This window comes from Enterococcus sp. DIV1368d, assembly GCF_050542975.1.
Classification (GTDB): Bacteria; Bacillota; Bacilli; order Lactobacillales; family Enterococcaceae; genus Enterococcus_D; species Enterococcus_D casseliflavus.
In genome coordinates this window covers 1,145,853-1,163,723 of the sequence record NZ_CP172939.1, presented here as the reverse complement: position 1 = coordinate 1,163,723, position 17,871 = coordinate 1,145,853, and the positions used below count along the sequence as shown (strand labels likewise).

The following is a 17,871-nucleotide window of genomic DNA, read 5'->3' as shown; positions in this document are numbered from 1 at the left end:
ATCAGCGTTAGTACTTCTTTTTTCTCATATAATTGACACAATAGTTTTATTGATCTTATGCTGTCACTTTGATGATCTGCACCTCATAAGGCGCCAACTGAAGAAGTTGGTTTGTCGTTTTTCCTGTAAGCAAGTCGATTCCTGAAGTTGCTACCTCTACTTCTTGATTTTCTTCGGAAAAATTCATCACAAAATAATAGGTAGTCGGAGCGAGCTGCTCTTGCTGACTTTCTCTACTTTGAATCGACACGTTCGTTGAACCTTGGCTGACCCACTCATTTTGTAAGCGAAGCTGTTGTGTTACTTCTTGATAGAAGTCTTCCAAAAAGGCTTGATCCGTCCGTCCCCCGAGATAGTAGGCACTTCCTTCACCATAATCATTTACGGTCACTGCAGCTTGACCTTGATAAAAATCTGCACCGTACACCCCTAACGTTTGGGCGGTGTTTGTTTGGACAATACTACAATAATCATGAATTTGGTACTGCTGCTCCTTCATTAAAAGCAGATTTTTTTGTTTCGGATATAACGTATCGATTTCTTTCACAGACACACCAAACAGTTCTTCTAACTCTTGGGGCCAGCCCCCTAAATAGGTCAAGTCCGTTTCATTCACGATCCCCGTCAAATAAGTGGAAACCAGTGTCCCGCCATTTTTCGTATACTGTTGAAATTTTTTCATAGTTTCTTTTGGTAAGAGGTAAAGCATCGGAGCGATGATCAATTGGTAAGCATCAAAGTCATGGTCTTTCGTGATGACATCAACCGCGATGTCATGATCCCAAAAATAGCGATAATGCTCTTGCAACGTTTGTGGGTAGCGTTTGCTCTCCAAACCAAAACCTTGCGCATCATTGAGCGCCCAATTGTTATCCCAATCATAGATGATCGCCACTTTGGCTTTTTTGTGCAATCCTTTGATTTCTTTGATTTCTTCTAAGGCTTTCCCCACTTCTGCTACATCTTGAAAAACACGATTTTGCTCGTCGTTGTCATGGTCCACGACGGCCCCATGGAACTTCTCAGACGAGCCTCGAGATTTCCGCCATTGGAAATAAAGATTACTGTCTGAACCGTGAGCAATAAATTGCATAGAAGACAAAAGATGCATCCCGGGACGTTTCGTGCGATTGACTGGATGCCAATTCACACCACTAGGGGTTGATTCCATGATCAAAAATGGTTGCTTTTTCAAGCTACGATATTGATCATTGATAAACCCAACCTTACTTGCCAAATCAGCTGTCGTTCCCCAATCATTATGCCAAGCAGGATAACAGTCCCAACTAATGACATCCACATGCTGGGCAAATTTTCCATAATCAAGACTATAAAAGGGAATCAAATCACGGGTATCTGCCATGAAATTCGTTGTGATCGGCACATCTGGAGACAAACGACGAATGTCTTTGATCTCATGTTCATAGAAATCAATAGTCTGATCGGTTACAAAACGATGCCAGTCTAGATTTAGTCCATGAACTTGCATTTCGCCGATCGGTGAAGGAGATTCGATTTGCGACCAATCGGTGATGGTATGGCTCCAGAACGGTCCCCACCAGGCCTCATTCAAGGCTGCTAGCGTTTGGTACTTCTGCTTGACCCACTGACGAAAGTTTTCTTGGCAAATAGGACAATGACAATCTCCAGAATACTCATTGGAAATATGCCACATCAATAGTGCTGGGTGATCGTGGTAGCGTTCAGCTAATTTCCGATTGATGATCGCCACTTTCTCACGATAGATTGGCGAAGAAAAGCAGTGATTGTGTCGCCCACCGTGTAACATTTTTTCCCGTTTTTCATTGGTCCGGAGAACTTCAGGGTATGCTTTAGACAACCAGGCAGGACGCGCGCCGCTTGGCGTCGCTAAAATGACGTTACTGTTTCGTTCGGCAAGCTCATCCATGATTTTGTCTAACCATTCAAATTGAAACACCCCTTCTGCTGGCTCTAAGGCACTCCAAGCAAAAATACCAAGGGAAAATGTATTAGCATGAGCTTTTTCCATTAGTTCTAAATCTTTGGCTAAGATCTCGGGATAATTTAGCCACTGGTCAGGATTATAATCCCCACCATGTAAAAAGCGTTCTTCTAAGTTATATCTTGTCATCTTCTCTTCCTATCCTTTTGTGCCGCCAGCGGTCAAACCGGAGACAAAATGTTTTTGTAATGCAATAAAGACGAGCGCGATCGGAATACTGATCAAAATGGCCCCTGCCGCAAAAGTCGTATAGCTGGCACCCATTTTATCCGTGACTAATTTGTATAACCCGATGGGTAATGTATAGTACTCAGGATTACGTAAAATCACTGAAGACAGGGCAAAGTCTCCCAGTGGTCCGGTGAAACCATTCATGGCAACCACTGCCAGCATTGGTCGAGATAATGGAATCAAAATTTGCCAGAATATTCGCGTATTGCTTGCGCCATCTATCTTGGCACTCTCGTCTAAATCTAACGGGATCGAGTCAAAATATCCTTTCAATAAGTACGTGTTCATGGGAATCTGACCCCCAACGTAAATCAAGATCAGCAACCAATGACTATTGATCAAGCCGAGCATTTGCGCCAGTACAAACATTGCGATCAAGGCAGAGAACTGCGGGATCATTTGTAGTAGTAAGAACAGCATCAATCCATTTTTACGGCCTGTAAAACGAAACCGTGAAAAGGAATAAGCCGTCATGGAGACAAAGATCAGTGACAGGAACATAGTGCATACACTGATTTTCAATGAATTCAAATACCATTGACTATAATATAGCGAGTTGTCGCCAGCAAACAATTTCGTGTAGTGACTTAATGTCGGACTCGTCGGAATCAGACTCGTACTTATTAAACTGTTCCCAGGATTAAAACTAGCACCGATCGTCCATAGTAAAGGGTAGACGATCACCACTACCGTAAAAATCAGTACGAGATATGTCAAGGATAGGCGGACAAATTTTTGTTTTTTCATACTTGCTGCCTTCATGTTATCCAACCTCCTTGAATGAATTTGTTCGACGGAATTGCCATAAAGCAATCGCGATTACGACGATCGATAAGAGAATCGTCAATGCTGCTGCTAGTGCATATTGACTATTTTGCATCGTGAGCTTATAGATCCATGAAACCAAAATATCGGTACCACCAGCGGTCGAACCAGGAACTGCCGGCCCACCAGAATTAAACAGATAAATGATATTGAAATTGTTGAAGTTAAACGTATATTGCGTAATCAAAATTGGTGCCATTGCATAAAGCAGTAATGGCAATGTGATTCGTCGGAATTTTTGCATAGCTGAAGCACCATCGATGGTCGCCGCCTCATACAAATCATCAGGAATGGATTGCAGCGTCCCTGTAGTCACGATAAAAATATACGGAAAGCCTAGCCAGCCTTGAATCAGTAACAAAGCTAAACGGGTCCAATTCGCACTCGTTAGCCAAGGAATCGGTGAAATCTGGAAGAAATTCAAAATCGTATTATTGATCGCACCAAAGGAATCATTGAACATTCCTGAAAATACCAAGATCGTAACAAATCCCGGAACTGCCCATGGGAGGATCAAAATCGTTCGAAAGAACTTTTTGAATCGTAGTTCTTTTTGATGCACCAGCACCGCTAAAAATATTCCGATAGAAACTTGTAACGTTGAGGCGATCAAGGTCCAGATAACTGTCCAGCCTAGAACATTGAAGAAGGTACTACGCCAAATATCGACAGTAAAAATCTTCTTAAAGGTCTCTAATCCCACCCAATCTGCTAAATTGGCAGGTGCAGAATGATACAGATCATAGTTCGTAAAAGCTAACGCGATACTAAAGAGAATCGGAAAAATAACAGAAAACACGAGTAAGAAAAATGCTGGGCTACTCATTAAATAAGGATAGCCTTCTCTTAATAGTGCCTGGTAGCTTTCACGGATAGAGTTGACTGGTAGCTCATTGTCTCTTAATTCGCCGTTTTTATAGGCATCACGGATGTTTAAATAATAGAACAACAGACCAAAACCGATGACGATCAAGGCAACTAATCCTTCTGCTAATAAAAAGATGGAATTGTCTCTCGGCACTTCCACGCCTAATGTCACGATGCCCCAAAGTCCCATATTAAATAAATCTTTAAAGACGACAAGATACATAGCAAAAAAGAAGAAAAATAAAGCGCCTTTGATTTTTTGCCGATTATAAAATTGACCGAATCCTGGTATTATCGAGAATAGCATTGCTCGTTTTGCATACGACTGCGTGTTTTTCACATTTTCGCCCCCTGTAAGAAAAAGCCGCTGACAAACGTTTCGTTCGGCATTACTTGATTCCTAGTGCTGAATCACCATCCGAAACGTTTGTCCTCGTAACGACTTTTTAGTTTTGAATTGCTGCAATGGCTGATTTGATCTGATCGACTGCCTGTGGTAGAGCTGTTTTCGGTTCAGCCTTTCCAGTAGCAATGGTTTGCAATGCGGCATCCATTGGTTCCCATACTGAATTCATTTCAGTGATCCCTGGTGTTAGTTCTGCGTGTTGGGACTGAGCGGCGATGGCTGCAGCACTTTCACTTTCTTGAACTGATGGATCATCTGCCAAAGAAGCAACCGCTGGTACTTCTTGTGTTTTTTCATAACGGACTTTTGAATTCTCCTCATTGCTGATAAATTTCACGAACGCTTCAGCTAATTCAGGGTTTTGGGAATAGCTACTTACGTTGTAGCTTTTGACACCGATAAAGGAGCCCATATGTTCACCATTCCCTAATAATGGCAATTCTTTCACACCATAGTCGATGCCCGCTTCTTTATAAGGAGACAAGTTCCATGGTCCCGAGACGACAGCTGCAGCTTTTCCTTCCGTAAATAAAGAGTCCAACACATTGATTCCTTGTTCACCGACCAATCCGGATGGAAAAACACCTGCATCATAAAACTGTTGGATATAGTCCGCTCCTTCGATCGCACCTTCATTAGCTAATCCAATATCTTCAGGGTCATAGGATCCATCGGCATTCTCGCCAAAAACATAACCGCCATAACCGCTCAATACACCTTGTGCGTAATAAATTTGATCCCATAATGCCAGTAACCCATAACTGTCAGCACCTAAGACAGACTTGGAATACTCCAGCCACTCATCCGTTGTCTGTGGCAAGTCTTCTTCGGAAATTAGTTCTTTGTTATAATACAAAATTTGTGTTTCAACCGCTTTTGGTAAGCCGTAAACTTTGCCGTCAACGATTTGCGATTGCATTGCTGATTCTGTATACAGATCTTGTAGCGTTTGATCGACTGTTAATTCTTTCAACAACCCTTCGGTAACGGCTGTACCGATTTGATCGCCAGGAATCGTGATGACATCCGCACCTGTACCAGCGGGGCCATCCAATCGTAAATCTTCGATCTGTCCACCATAGGCTTTTTCGACCACTTTGATCGTCACATCGTGTTCTTCTTCAAATTGTTTGACTGCCTCTTCAATCCCAGTTGATTTTGCTTGGTCTTCCCAGACCAATAGATCATAGTCCTTACCGCTGCCACTATTTGCTGCAGTACTATCTGTCCCTTCGCTTTGTGGACCGCAAGCACCTAATCCTAAAGCTGCTACACTTAAAAAAAGAACTCGAGACATTTTTTTCATCATCATTTCTCCACCTTTTCTTTATTTTGCAAACGCTATCTTCTCGTTTATAATAAATTATTTTACTTAATATGTAAATAGTTTTACTAAATTAATTTCTTCAATGGAGTAAATAAACGGATAAAATCAAGGTTTATCACACAAATATTTTTTTCGAAATACCTCTATGTTACAAACTTCCACTATTCAGTAAATATATTTAGTAAATTCATTTACTTAGTAAAGTTGTTAGCGTATACTAGAAGAAAGAGGTGAAGAAGATTGGTTACAATAAAAAAAATTGCCGAGCAATCAGGCTTTTCACAAGCGACTGTTTCCCGATTATTGAAAGGCGACGAATCGTTGTCGATCGCAGCCGATACGCGTCAAAAAATTATTCATACCGCTTTATCACTAGGTTATGATCGCTCAAAAATAAAAACAACACTAGAAAAAATCGCCGTCCTTTTCTGGCTGACAGAACAAGAAGAGCTTCAAGATGTCTATTTTCGACAATTGCGAATCTCTTTAGAAAAATATGCGAAAATCAACAATTTGGAAATTCAACTGATCACCCATGAAGATGATGTTTTAGAAACATTGCAAGAGGTCGCGGGGTTTATTGGGATTGGCTCTTTCACTGAGAAAGAAACGCAGCAGTTCAAATCCGTTTGCCCCTATGGTGTCCTTTTGGAAATCAACCCCTGTCCAGAGCTGTTCGATACGGTCAAACCCGATACTGATCGAATGACGCAACTGGCGATCGATCTGTTTTTAACAAAAGGATACCGAAAGATCGGCTTTATTGGTGGCGCTTATCTAAATCCTGATACTCAACGTGCAGAAATGGATAGTCGCGAGATCATCTTCCGTCAAACGCTGGCTCGTCGAGATGCGTTCGATGAGGCGTTCTTATTTAGTGGTGGCAATTTTTCCGTTGAAACCGGCTATCGTTTGGCGAAAAAAATGGTGGAATCCCTTGGTGACAATTTGCCAGAGGCGCTCTTTGTGGCTTCTGACACCGTCGCAGTTGGTGTGCTCCAAGCGTTAAATGAACGATCTATCATCATTCCTGATCGCTTGGAATTAATCAGTATCAATGACAATGAGATCGCAAAATTTGTGGCTCCCCCACTAACAACGTTTAACATCGATGTGGAGGAAATCGCCAAAACCGCGATCGATTTGCTGGTGGATCAGATCGTTCATCCTCGAGCGATCACCAAAACAGTCCTTTTAGGGGCTGAACTCATCGAGCGAAAAAGCTTTACGCAAGCTTAAAAAACGCCCCTAGAAAGTTAGAAAAAGCTAACTTCCTAGGGGCATTTCATTGTCTAAATCGAAAAAAGCATTCTTTCGTTTTTCACATCTCTTTCGCCACAGCATACACAAGATGCGGCATGTCCACTTGTCGATAGTGTTTAACAAAGCGATCCACCAGCTTCATTCCATTGCGCAATGCCACATTTATGGAGGCTTGATTGGTCTCACGAATGATCGAATAAACAATGGCGGCATTCGGCGTTGCAAACGCATAGTCTTTACAAGCCTGGGCGGCTTCTGTGGCAAACCCACGATGCCAGAAGTTCTTTTGAAACAAGTACCCAATTTCTAAAACGGCTTCTCCCTTGACGTCTTGCCATGTCAAACCGCATTGACCGATCGCTTGCCCGGATGCTTTCTCAATCACTAGCCACAAGCCAATGTGATCGTTTTGATAGCGTTGCAGCTGTTTGTCGATCCAACCAGTGACTTCCTGCTCACTGAAGGGCCCTTCATAGGCAATCATAACTTCTGGATCTTGCAAAATCTTTTCAATCGCTGGTCGATCGTCATGACTCATTTCTCGCAGCAATAATCGCTTGGTTTCAATTAGTGGTTCCATAGTGGTTGAGCTCCCTTCTATTCCATTCGGTTTCTTTTCAAAAAATACCAACTTGCTGCCCATGCGGTGATGGGTAAAATAATCACCGCTGCCAGACCCGTGATCAAACAAACGACCAATTCTGAGACGAACGCCTTCGAATTGATCATTTCACCAAAGGAGATCGATAAATCTTGAAACCACGTAATCAACGCCAGATTACTTCCCATAAAGGCAAACAATAAGGTATTGATCGTCGAAGACAATACGTCTGATACCACGGTCATACTACTTTTACTTAATGCCTTGATCGAGACTTGCGGGTTTGCTTGAAAAAGTTCATAGGTCGCAGTGCTGATCGCCATACTCCCATCTGTCACCGCCCCCGAAAAACTCATCAAAATGATCGCAGTCATCAATGTCTTAAAATCGATGGCTACATCAAAGGAATACATCGCCAACTCATCCAGTTCCTCTGCCGAAAACCCATGCAGATTCATTGCAGAGAGCACAAGCGGAAATAGTAGTAGAAAAAGCCCTAGAAAGACCAACACACAGACAAAGGCAATTTTGGTTTTCTGATTGACGCCGTTCACGAAAAACAAGGTGATCGCCGCCACGGCTAAAAAGGCAACACAAGCCGCTGGTATGATCGGTGCCCCTCGGTCAATCAGGACCAGTAGCGCTAGAAAGACGGCCACATTCATAAACAGACCTGTGACTTGAAACAGCCCTTCGATCCGAAAAACAGCGAAAGTCAGCAAGAGAAAAAGCAAGATCAACACAAACAAAACATTCATTTTGCTTTCCTCCTTTGTAGTTCAAAGCAAAGGAGCGTCAACGGTACCGATAAAACTAGCGCAAAGCCGCCGCATAATGTACGCACTATTTCTAAAGAAAGATGCATCGGCAATGCTTGCGACAGCAGCCAGCCATTGGCTAGGTAAAACAATAGCGCTGGCATACTCCCACTTAAATAAGCAAACAACAAGACATTGATCATCGAAGAAGTCGTAACTTGCGCGATGGACCGACCGATCGCTAATCGTTCCTTGCGGCTCGTCTGGGGATTGATGCGCTGGATCTCATCTAGACTGGCAATCAGCATGACGATATTGTCCATGCTGGCACCAATTGCGCCAATCAGTAGACTCCCTAGATAGATACTGCGATACGGACGGGTCAGAAACGACATTTCTTCATAGCGCAACCCATGATCTTGCAAAAGATCCATGGCGAACCGACAGAGAAAAAAAGCCAAGAGGACGCTGGCTAACGAGGCAATGATTTTGCGGCTGTCGATCGTACGAAAGCCATAGGAAATCCCCATCGTCAAAACCAACGAGACGATCGTAAAAACGATCATCAAAAAGACCAATGAAAAGGAGCTGTTGCCTTTGTGAAACCAAAGAAAAAGGAGCAGCAAGCCAGTATTCACAAAGATACTAAGTAAAGCCCGCAAGCCCTTTTTGCCACCAATTGCGACTACTGCCATCAAAAATAAGGCAAGGAAGAAAAAGAGATACCCATCCCGTTTTTGTGCTTGTACCTGCCAGCCATCCCCTTCTTTTTGCAAAAGCAGCTGTTTTCCGGTCTGATACAAGGGATGAATCGCACCGTTCGGGGTGTATTGCGTAGTGACTGTCCGTAGTACCCCAGCTTCTTCTCCATTACGAACGATCCCTAGGATCTGCTGCTGGTCGGCGATGACTTGAACCGTTTGTACTTCTATGATCGGCTGTGCATAAAAGCGGCTACTTTGGGTTTGAATCAGCCAGCTCAAGACCAGCAAGCTAACAAAGGCCGCTAGATAATAATACTTTTTCAAGACCGTCTCCTTTCATTTTCAGCAAAAAAAGACTTAGACAAACCACCAGTCCTACGACCAATCACCTTGTGAGGCTGGATGACTGGTCGAAATGGTTACTGTGTCGGCGAGACTAACTGCTTTGCTAGTCGCCTGCTTTGTCAAAGTCCTTTTACTTGCTCGTTTTGCTTACACGACATTTTGCGGTGTACCTGCTTTAAAACCGCTTAAGTTCGCCACAGCGATCCCCATCAAACGACGCCGCGTTTCGACGGGTGCCCAAGCGATATGCGGTGTCAAATAGCAATTTGGCGCCTGTAATAAGGGATTGTCAGCTGCGATCGGTTCTTTTGAAACGACATCTGCCGCCAAGGCTGCGATCTGCCCAGTGTGCAGCGCTTCAGCAACTGCCGCTTCATCGATCAAGCCGCCACGGGCGGTATTGATCAGGATCGCAGAAGATTTCATTTGTGCCAATGCTGTGCGATCGATCATTTTTTCTGTCTCAGGAAACTGCGGAACATGAAGGCTGATGATATCTGCTTCTTGATACAATTCCGCCAGCGAAACTTGTTTTGCCCAATCCGCTTGTGCTGGTTTTGGTCGATGATTAAAATAGATCACCTTCAACTGAAACGCATGAGCGATCGTGGCAACTGCTTGAGCAATCGCACCATATCCAATCAGCCCAATCGTTTTGCCTGCCAATTCCATCAACGGTGTCTGCCAATAAGAAAAATCTTTGCTGGTTTGCCAGTCGCCCTGATGCACGGAACGATTATGGTGTCCCACTTGATTCGTCACTTCCAGTAGCAAAGCAAAGGTTGCTTGTGCCACTGCATTGGTACTGTAACTAGGAATATTGGTCACGGTGATTCCTTGTTCCTTCGCTGCTGCCAAATCAACGACATTGTATCCAGTTGCTAAGACCCCAATGTAGGTCAATTGCGGACATGCTTTGAGCACATCAGCGGTGATCGGTGTTTTATTTGTCAAAATCGCTTCGGCATCGCCGATTCGCTCAATAATTTCTTGTTTATCTGTATACGAGGTACGATCATACACCGTCACCTCTCCTAATTCTTCAAATCCTTGCCAAGACAAATCTCCTGGATTCAACGCATAGCCATCAAGTACAACGATCTTCATTCTTTCGCTCCTCTCGCTTTTCCTTTTGCTTTTCCATAAAAAACGGGAATTCCTAGTAACGTCACGCCGATGCCCACGACTGCTAACCACGTGTCAGTGATCAAGGTCATGATCAAGATAAAACAGCCGCCTAAGATCGCAATCAAGGGAATGATGGGATAGAAGGGAACTTTATACGGACGCTTCATCTGCGGTTCTGTTTTTCGCAAACGAAAAACCCCTACAAACAATAATACACTAAAGAACCACATAACAAAAACCAGCATATCGGTCAAGAGATCAAAGGTGCCTAAAAGCATCATGACACACGCGATCCCTAATTGTAAAAAGGCCGCCGCATAGGGTGCATTAGTGGTTTTACTTAAGGTCGCAAAGGTCTTGCTGAAAGGAATCTCATCTTCCAACGCCATGGCATATGGGACCCGCAAGCCAGTCATTGTATAGCCGTTCAATGCGCCATACACAGAGATCAGGATACCGATCGTGACCAGTTTTCCGCCAAAGCTGCCAAACAAGGCCATCGCAGTTTCTGAGGCACTGTTCAAATTACCAGCGATTTGATCGATCGGCAATGTTTTTAAAAAGGCAACATTGATCAACACATAAACCAAGGTAACAAAACTCAACCCAAAGATGATGGCTTTTGGTAAATCTTTTTCGGGTCGCTTCATTTCCCCAGCGACATTACCGACTCCCATCCAGCCGTCATAAGCAAAAAGGGTTGCTAAGAGAGCACTACTGATGCCAGCCGCAAGGGATCCTTGAGTATTGGAAGAAAAATCCACCAATGAGACCGATACTTGCCCGGGTGTCAACAGGCCCGCCACGATGATCACCGCAATCGGGATCAGCTTGACTGCTAACGTGACGGACTGGACTTGAGCTGCAGCTTTTGTTCCCAAAAGATTGATCAAGGTCACACTCGTTCCGGTCAAAATCGATAAAGGAAGCAAATAATTGCTGGGTAGATGAAATAAGTTCAAACACTGGGTCGCAAAAATAATACTTAAAGCCGCCACGTTTGCTGGAAAGTAAATGATACTTTGTGCCCAGCCTAATAAAAAGGAGGGTAATTTTCCATAAATTCTTTCAATATATCGAATAGGTCCGCCAGTCTCAGGAATCGCCGTCGCTAACTCCGCCACCGTCAAACCGCCGCAAATCGTTAGAAAGCCGGCAAGCAGCCAGACCAACAAGGTCAAACCGGTGGATTGGGTCTGCTGGACCACAGCCGCTGCTTTGAAAAACACGCCGGCGCCGATCACCGTTCCCATTACTGTCGATAATGCCCCAAAAAAACTGATTTCTTTTTTCAATTGACTTTTCACAACATCACTTCCTTTTTAAATGAATAAGTCAAAGTATAGCGGATAGAAACTATCTTGACTAGAGGAATTTCAGAAAACAAAAAGCAAATACCATGAAAAGACGGCATTTGCTCCAAAATTTTTTTATTCTTTTGTGGATTCTTGAAAAACCAGCAACGGAAGCTGTCGTTTTTTGTGCATTTGTTGAACCAAATAAATTCCTGCCAGCAAGATGATCGGGAAAACGATCGCCCCTAGAATCCCAACCTGCAACTGTTGTCCCGTCCATTCGACGATACTGCCGACCACAGCGGGTCCGATTGAACACCCTAAATCTCCTGCTAATGCCAAATAAGCAAATAGCGCCGTTCCGCCGTTGCGAATGTATTGCGCAGAAAGACTAAAGACCCCTGGCCACATGATCCCTACGGCAAAACCACTTAAGCCGCAGCCAAGGAACCCGATCAATGGCAATGAAGCAAAGCCGATCATCATATACGCCAGTAGGCAAAGCAAAACACTCAAAAACATAAAGCGTTTCAAATCGATGCGTTCCCCAAACTTGCCGTAAAGCAAGCGAGAGATCCCCATCATCAAGGCAAAAACCATTGGCCCTGCTAAATCGCCTAGCGTCTTACTAACGCCTAAGCCCTGTTCGGCAAAGGTCGATGCCCATTGGCTGACTGCTTGTTCGCTGGCTCCAGCACAGACCATCATCACCAGAAACAGCCAAAAGCTTTTCAAGGAAAAGAGCTGCCGAGTGGTCAACCCTCGTTCTCCTTCGGCAACGATTGGCGCCAACGGGACTTTGGTAAAGAAAAACAAATTGACCAACGGGATCAGCGCCCAGATGATCGCCAAAATCGGCCACTGTTGAATACCGAACACCATGAAGAACGCCGTTGAGAACAAAACGACTCCCACGTACCCCCAGCAATAAAACGAGTGCAGCATGCTCATCGTTTTTTCCTTATGTTCCGTTGGACAGGCTTCAACGATGGGGCTGACTAAGACTTCCAGCAAGCCACCGCCAATGGCATACAACAAAACCGCTGCTAACAATCCGCTAAACGGGGTCGGAAACCATAAGGGAAAAACGGCTAGACCAATCAAGCCGATCGCTGCAAAAAAATGCGCGGCTACGATCGACACTCGATAGCCGATGCGGTCTACAAAAAAGATTGCTGCAAAATCGACGGCTAACTGGGTCAAAAAGTTAAAACTAACCAGCAAAGTAATCTGGCTGATCGGTAGCTGGTATTGGCTTTGAAAGGTCAAAAATAATAAGGGGGCAAAATTATTGATGACGGCTTGAACGATGTACCCTACAAAGCAAGCCGCAATCGTCGAACGATAACTTTTCATTTTCACTTCTCCTTTACTCGTCTTATCAGTATACCAAGTCCAATAAGACAATAACCATGGAGAAAACACTTTTTTTACCCAGAGAATCTTAAGGAAATTAGGATTTTTCTTCCCTCAGATAATTCCCTTAAATGGAAGCAGCAAAAAAGCTGTCCTCACAGACAGCTTATTCCGACTTATTCTCAAGGCTAGGCGTTTTTCTTCCGAGCAGCGATGGTTTTCATGGTGGCTTCAAAGATTGGGCCAATAAAGACGATACACAAGAGAGTACCTAACCCAACACTGGCGCCTAGCGCAAAACCGATCAAGACCATGGCTGCATCCAAGCCGATACGGATCGTTTTTTGCGTCAATTTGCTTCGTTTGTAGATCAAGGCAGTCAAGGCTTCTAACGCCGCTGATCCTTTGTTGGAAGAAACGTAGATACCAGCGCCGATCCCAAATAAGATCGGTGCAGCGAAAATAGCGATCCAAGGATAAAAAGGCAAATGAATCGATACTTTGTCCATCACTGGTTCAAAGATCCCGATCAACAGGCCTAAGCCGATCCCGTTGATAAAACTGCCAATGCCTAATTCGGCACGATCAAAGACTGCAACGATCAACAAAACAATAATATTAAAACACAAACTGGCAATCCAAAAAGGGACATCGACGAAATTCAAAATTCCTAGTAAAAACGTACTGATCGTATCATAACCTTGATGGGCGGTGATCAATAAGGAAATGGCCAACGCAATCAGCCCGGTACCTATCAAAACTTGTGCAAATTTTTTGGTTTCTTTCACAACATCACGCTCTCTTCTTTATTTTTCCTCTCTTAGTTTACCGTGAAAGCGTCACAATTACTATCATTTAATCACAAAAACCATATTTTTTTTGAAGAAATCTAAATTCAATCAAGGGATTCATAATGCTGTTCATAGGTATCGCGAAACTCTTTGGGGGTCAGACCATTCAATTTCTTAAACATTTTGGAAAAATAGTTGGTATTGTTGTAACCAATACGATCGCCGATCTCACTGATCGTGGCTTTCGAATGAAGCAGCAGCTGCTGGGCTTGCTTGATCCGCACCAGATTGACGTACTGATTAAAACTCATTTCCGTTTCTTTCTTAAAGAGCTGCCCCAAATAAACGACACTGACATGCAGTTCTTCAGCCGCTGATTTGACCGTCAAATCATGGGTATAGCCTTCTTCGATCAACTGGATCGTCTTTTGAACGATCTCTGAATAGCGTTTTTGCGGCGGCTGCGATTTCGCCAACTCCAGCACATCATCAAAGAGCTGTCGCAAATCTGCCAGTGTATTAGACTCACGAATCCGTGCCAAAATCTGTTCATGGTTTTCATGGGAAAGTACTGGCAGCTGTCGATAGATATCATTGAACAACAAGAACGAAACATAGCGGACATGCTCAGGGTCTGCTTGGGTTTGTTCCAAAATAGCGAACATTTTATCCAGCTCATGTTGGATCGTTTTGACATCCCCAATTGTCAGTGCTTTGTTAAAAGATAGAAACGGGAGTTCTTCGTTTCGCTCTAAAATATCCACGTGGATCGTCTGTTCTTGTAAGAACAGATCTGGGTAGAAGGCTTGCAGTGACTGAACCTGCTTGATTTTTTCATAGGCTTTATACAAATTCTCCCACTCGTTGATGGTCTCGCTCATAATCAACTGCCAGTCAGTACTATTGAGCTGCTGTGCCAGTGCTTTTAGATCAGCGTTGATTTGCTGCCTTGGTCCAGCAGCAGTAATGATCACTTGGTTTTCATCTAATCGCCCTGGTAAGATCAATGGCTGATCGTGTTGCTGAAAAAACGTCGTGATTTTTTGTAAGATCTCAGCAGTCCCATTGAACTGCAAAACGGTAAAGGGTGCTGCTAGTGGCACCCGCTGTTGCGCCAGCAAATGGAGGTACTCGCTTTCGTTCAATTCATCATTCAACCAAAGCAGCAGGCTTGATTCTTGATACAGTTCTTTTTCTGCCAACAGTTTTTGCTGCTCCTCTAACTCAGCTGCAATTGCTTGTACACTGCTGCGTAGTTCTTCTTTGTTAACAGGTTTGACGAGATAATTACGCACACCTAACGCCATGCCTTGTTTGACAAAGGCAAACTCCTGATAGCCTGATAGAATGATCGAGAAAAATCGATTCCCAAACGCTTGTGCTTGGCGGATCATATCGATGCCGTTCATTTCTGGCATCCGAATATCCGTGATCAGCAAATCAACGGAATGCTCTTGCAAGTACTCGAGGGCTTCACTAGCACTTTTCGCTGTATGCACCACCTCAAAGCCCAGTTCTTGCCAAGGCAAGATCATTTGCAGCCCCTGCAAGATCATGTATTCATCATCAACGAACATTGCTTTATACATCTGTCTCATGCCCCCTTTGCAAACGTTTCTCATCTAAGCGGATCTTGACCGTAAACCCAGCACCTGCCTGAGATGTAACGTCCATTTGATAGGCGCTGTTGAACATACCCCGCAACCGTTCGTGAACATTTTTGATCCCGATCGAGGTTTGGGCTCCGATCTCCTGATTTTGCAGTTCTTCTTGGATCATCGCCAACTGCTGTGCATCTGCGCCTTTGCCGTTGTCTTTGACCTCAATCACGATCTGATCGACTTCTTTATAAGCCTTGATACTGATGGCATTATCATTGCGCTGATAATCGATGCCGTGAACAAAATAGTTTTCGACAAGCGGCTGCAGCGTGAACTTCGGCAATTCCAACTGTTCTAATGCCGAATCGATGGTTACATGATAGGCGATCTTATCTGGGTAGCGCATCTGAAACAAGTAGACATATTTTTCACAAAAATCGATTTCTTCTTTTAAGGTCTTCGTCTTTTCTTGCGTCGTATTGTTCCGTAGCAGTGCCGAAAAGGCATAGACGACATCCGCCAGCTCTTCTTGGTTGCGACTCAAGGCATACATTCGAATGTATTCTAACGTGTTATACAGAAAATGCGGATTGATCTGTGCTTGCAGCGCCCGCATATCGGCGTCTCGCTGCTTGATCTCTAACGTGTAGATGTCTTTGATATACTCGTTGATACTGTAAGTCATTTGATTGATGGCTTCTGCGATTTCTTTCAGCTCTTGTTGGACATTGGCGGTATCGATCCGCTTATCAAAATTCCCTTGACTGACTTCTTTCGTCGCATAGACGATCTGCTGTACTTGCGAGGTATAGCGCTTGAAGGTCCGATGGAGCACCCATAGGACTAATAAGAGAATCCCAATCCCAAAGCTAAAGATCCAAATGGCGCTAGAAAAAATATCCCGCCAGATCACACCTTTTGACAACAAGATCAGTGACAACTCTCCGCTGACGGTCGTTTGTTTTTTGATATAAAAGTCTTTCGACAGAGTGTCGTGAATAGTTCCATGAGCCACCGCCTGATCAATTTTCGCTAAGGTCTGCTTGCTAAGGTTCGCGGCATCCTTGTATAGTCGCTGACCATTAGAGGTATACAAAAAACTGTTAATACCATGCGCTTGGTTGTCTTCTTGTCGATTGGCTAAGACATCGTCTGAGTGAAAAATCACGTAGACTTGCCCTAACGGTTGCGCATAATTACTTGGTTGGGCGATCGAACGAACAAAAAACAGACGATTTTTCAAATCGATCTGCTTGCCGCTGCGTTTTTCTCCATAAGGGGTATCTGGGGTTGCCACTAGTGTCTCATTGCTTTCATCTAGTTGAATAATGATCTCTTCGATACTAGGATGATTACGGATCAAGCGATAAAGGATGTTTGGCAAATACACACTTTGTCCCGTCTGGCGAAAAATATCATTACTATAGGAAAAATAGTCTGGCAATGAAAGCTGTAAATAATTGCGCAGCGATTCAAAAGCAGTATCCGAACTGGTAAATTCGCCTAATACCGTTGAAACGACCGCGTTTTGATCCTGCACGTATGCATCCAGCTGCATACTGGTAGCTTCCACGAGGCGTTCGCTGCTATTGAAGCGGTCTGCCCCAGTATATGCCGTCAGAACCAGCATGATAATAATCGAGATGATCACCAAAAGGACGCTATACAACTGCATCAACTGATTGATCAAAAAGTCATGTTTAAACAAACGAAAGCGCTGCTTAGTCATGTGCCAAGTCCCGATCAATGACGGTTTTTTCCTGACTGATCGCCACGTGGCACCACAAAATCAATAGACTGAAGGTTCCAAAGAGCAAGAGCCCTTTCATCATCCAAGTAAAAGCGAAAATACTGGCAATCCCCATTAACAATTTTAGAAAGGTCGCCATATGAAGAAACAGACACACGAAGGACAATTTCAGGTTATTCCACAAGGAAATCTCATAGGATGTGTCAAAAACCACACTTAGTAAGTACAATAAGATACTCAATCCGCTGACGACAACTAAAACAAAAGAGATCATCAGCCAAATCAAGCCTTGGATCTGGGTAGCTAAATACAAGTTATACACTAAGAAACCTGTCAATAGGAAGAAAAGATAAAACTGTTTATTGGCTTTGACAAAGACGCTGCGCCAAATGCGCCATGCGCTGCGAAAGCTTTGATGCTCATAATTTAAACCGTCTTCGTGGATCAAGGTACTAATGGTATGAAACGCTGGACCGATCCCTAAGATTCCGCCACCTGCCAATGTCAATACAACGAAAAACAAATTCAACTTCACGATCGCCCAAATCAAGCGAAAGCCCTTGACCAACCCACTATTTGCTGTTTCTTCCATTTAAAATTCCTCCCTTATTTGTTCCCTATCGAAAATGTAGCATGATT

The 17,871-nt window shown here is 43.8% G+C and carries 15 protein-coding genes; 1 reads left to right on the top strand and 14 read right to left on the bottom strand.

Going from position 1 to position 17,871, the window contains the following annotated elements:
- Positions 1-55: 55 nt before the first annotated feature.
- From IGJ44_RS05405 to IGJ44_RS05390, 4 genes are all read right to left on the bottom strand, one after another.
- Positions 56-2,113 (bottom strand): beta-galactosidase, encoded by a 2,058-nt coding sequence (locus tag IGJ44_RS05405; protein ID WP_074535023.1) that lies wholly within the window; start codon positions 2,111-2,113, stop codon positions 56-58.
- Positions 2,114-2,122: 9 nt separating this feature from the next.
- Positions 2,123-2,977, bottom strand: coding sequence for a sugar ABC transporter permease (locus IGJ44_RS05400; RefSeq protein ID WP_430606252.1), 855 nt, complete (start codon positions 2,975-2,977; stop codon positions 2,123-2,125).
- A 1-nt stretch (position 2,978) separates the two neighbouring features.
- Positions 2,979-4,214 (bottom strand): carbohydrate ABC transporter permease, encoded by a 1,236-nt coding sequence (locus IGJ44_RS05395; protein ID WP_016613570.1) that lies wholly within the window; start codon positions 4,212-4,214, stop codon positions 2,979-2,981.
- A 139-nt stretch (positions 4,215-4,353) separates the two neighbouring features.
- The gene (locus IGJ44_RS05390; protein WP_081343845.1) at positions 4,354-5,625 is read right to left on the bottom strand and encodes an extracellular solute-binding protein; all 1,272 of its coding nucleotides are present in this window, start codon (positions 5,623-5,625) and stop codon (positions 4,354-4,356) included.
- Positions 5,626-5,880: 255 nt separating this feature from the next.
- Here IGJ44_RS05390 and IGJ44_RS05385 point away from each other — a divergent pair, with 255 nt between their 5' ends.
- Positions 5,881-6,879: a LacI family DNA-binding transcriptional regulator gene (locus tag IGJ44_RS05385; protein ID WP_016621569.1), complete on the top strand. Its 999-nt coding sequence runs from the start codon at positions 5,881-5,883 to the stop codon at positions 6,877-6,879.
- A gap of 82 nt (positions 6,880-6,961) precedes the next feature.
- Here the strand turns inward: IGJ44_RS05385 and IGJ44_RS05380 are convergent, their stop codons facing one another.
- From IGJ44_RS05380 to IGJ44_RS05335, 10 genes are all read right to left on the bottom strand, one after another.
- A complete protein-coding gene (locus IGJ44_RS05380) occupies positions 6,962-7,483 on the bottom strand; it encodes a GNAT family N-acetyltransferase (protein WP_167826810.1) in 522 nt (173 codons plus the stop codon).
- Positions 7,484-7,500: 17 nt separating this feature from the next.
- The gene (locus IGJ44_RS05375; protein ID WP_167826811.1) at positions 7,501-8,262 is read right to left on the bottom strand and encodes a YibE/F family protein; all 762 of its coding nucleotides are present in this window, start codon (positions 8,260-8,262) and stop codon (positions 7,501-7,503) included.
- Positions 8,259-9,290: a YibE/F family protein gene (locus IGJ44_RS05370; RefSeq protein WP_167826812.1), complete on the bottom strand. Its 1,032-nt coding sequence runs from the start codon at positions 9,288-9,290 to the stop codon at positions 8,259-8,261. Before IGJ44_RS05370 ends, IGJ44_RS05375 begins: the two co-directional genes overlap by 4 nt.
- Positions 9,291-9,458: 168 nt before the next feature.
- Entirely contained in the window at positions 9,459-10,418 is a 960-nt protein-coding gene (locus IGJ44_RS05365; RefSeq protein ID WP_167826813.1) for a D-2-hydroxyacid dehydrogenase, read from the bottom strand.
- Positions 10,415-11,746, bottom strand: coding sequence for an amino acid permease (locus IGJ44_RS05360; RefSeq protein ID WP_167826814.1), 1,332 nt, complete (start codon positions 11,744-11,746; stop codon positions 10,415-10,417). Before IGJ44_RS05360 ends, IGJ44_RS05365 begins: the two co-directional genes overlap by 4 nt.
- A gap of 123 nt (positions 11,747-11,869) precedes the next feature.
- The gene (locus IGJ44_RS05355; RefSeq protein ID WP_010747782.1) at positions 11,870-13,090 is read right to left on the bottom strand and encodes an MFS transporter; all 1,221 of its coding nucleotides are present in this window, start codon (positions 13,088-13,090) and stop codon (positions 11,870-11,872) included.
- 188 nt (positions 13,091-13,278) lie between these two features.
- Positions 13,279-13,878 carry a YczE/YyaS/YitT family protein gene (locus tag IGJ44_RS05350; RefSeq protein ID WP_005225521.1) on the bottom strand — a complete coding sequence of 200 codons (600 nt, stop codon included), beginning with the start codon at positions 13,876-13,878 and terminating at the stop codon, positions 13,279-13,281.
- Positions 13,879-13,985: 107 nt separating this feature from the next.
- Positions 13,986-15,470, bottom strand: coding sequence for a response regulator transcription factor (locus tag IGJ44_RS05345; protein WP_005225520.1), 1,485 nt, complete (start codon positions 15,468-15,470; stop codon positions 13,986-13,988).
- A complete protein-coding gene (locus tag IGJ44_RS05340) occupies positions 15,463-17,211 on the bottom strand; it encodes a sensor histidine kinase (protein WP_074535017.1) in 1,749 nt (582 codons plus the stop codon). The genes IGJ44_RS05345 and IGJ44_RS05340 overlap by 8 nt, the downstream gene beginning before the upstream one ends.
- Complete coding sequence (locus IGJ44_RS05335; protein ID WP_430606247.1) at positions 17,204-17,824, bottom strand: DUF624 domain-containing protein; 621 nt, start codon at positions 17,822-17,824, stop codon at positions 17,204-17,206. The genes IGJ44_RS05340 and IGJ44_RS05335 overlap by 8 nt, the downstream gene beginning before the upstream one ends.
- Positions 17,825-17,871 lie beyond the last annotated feature (47 nt).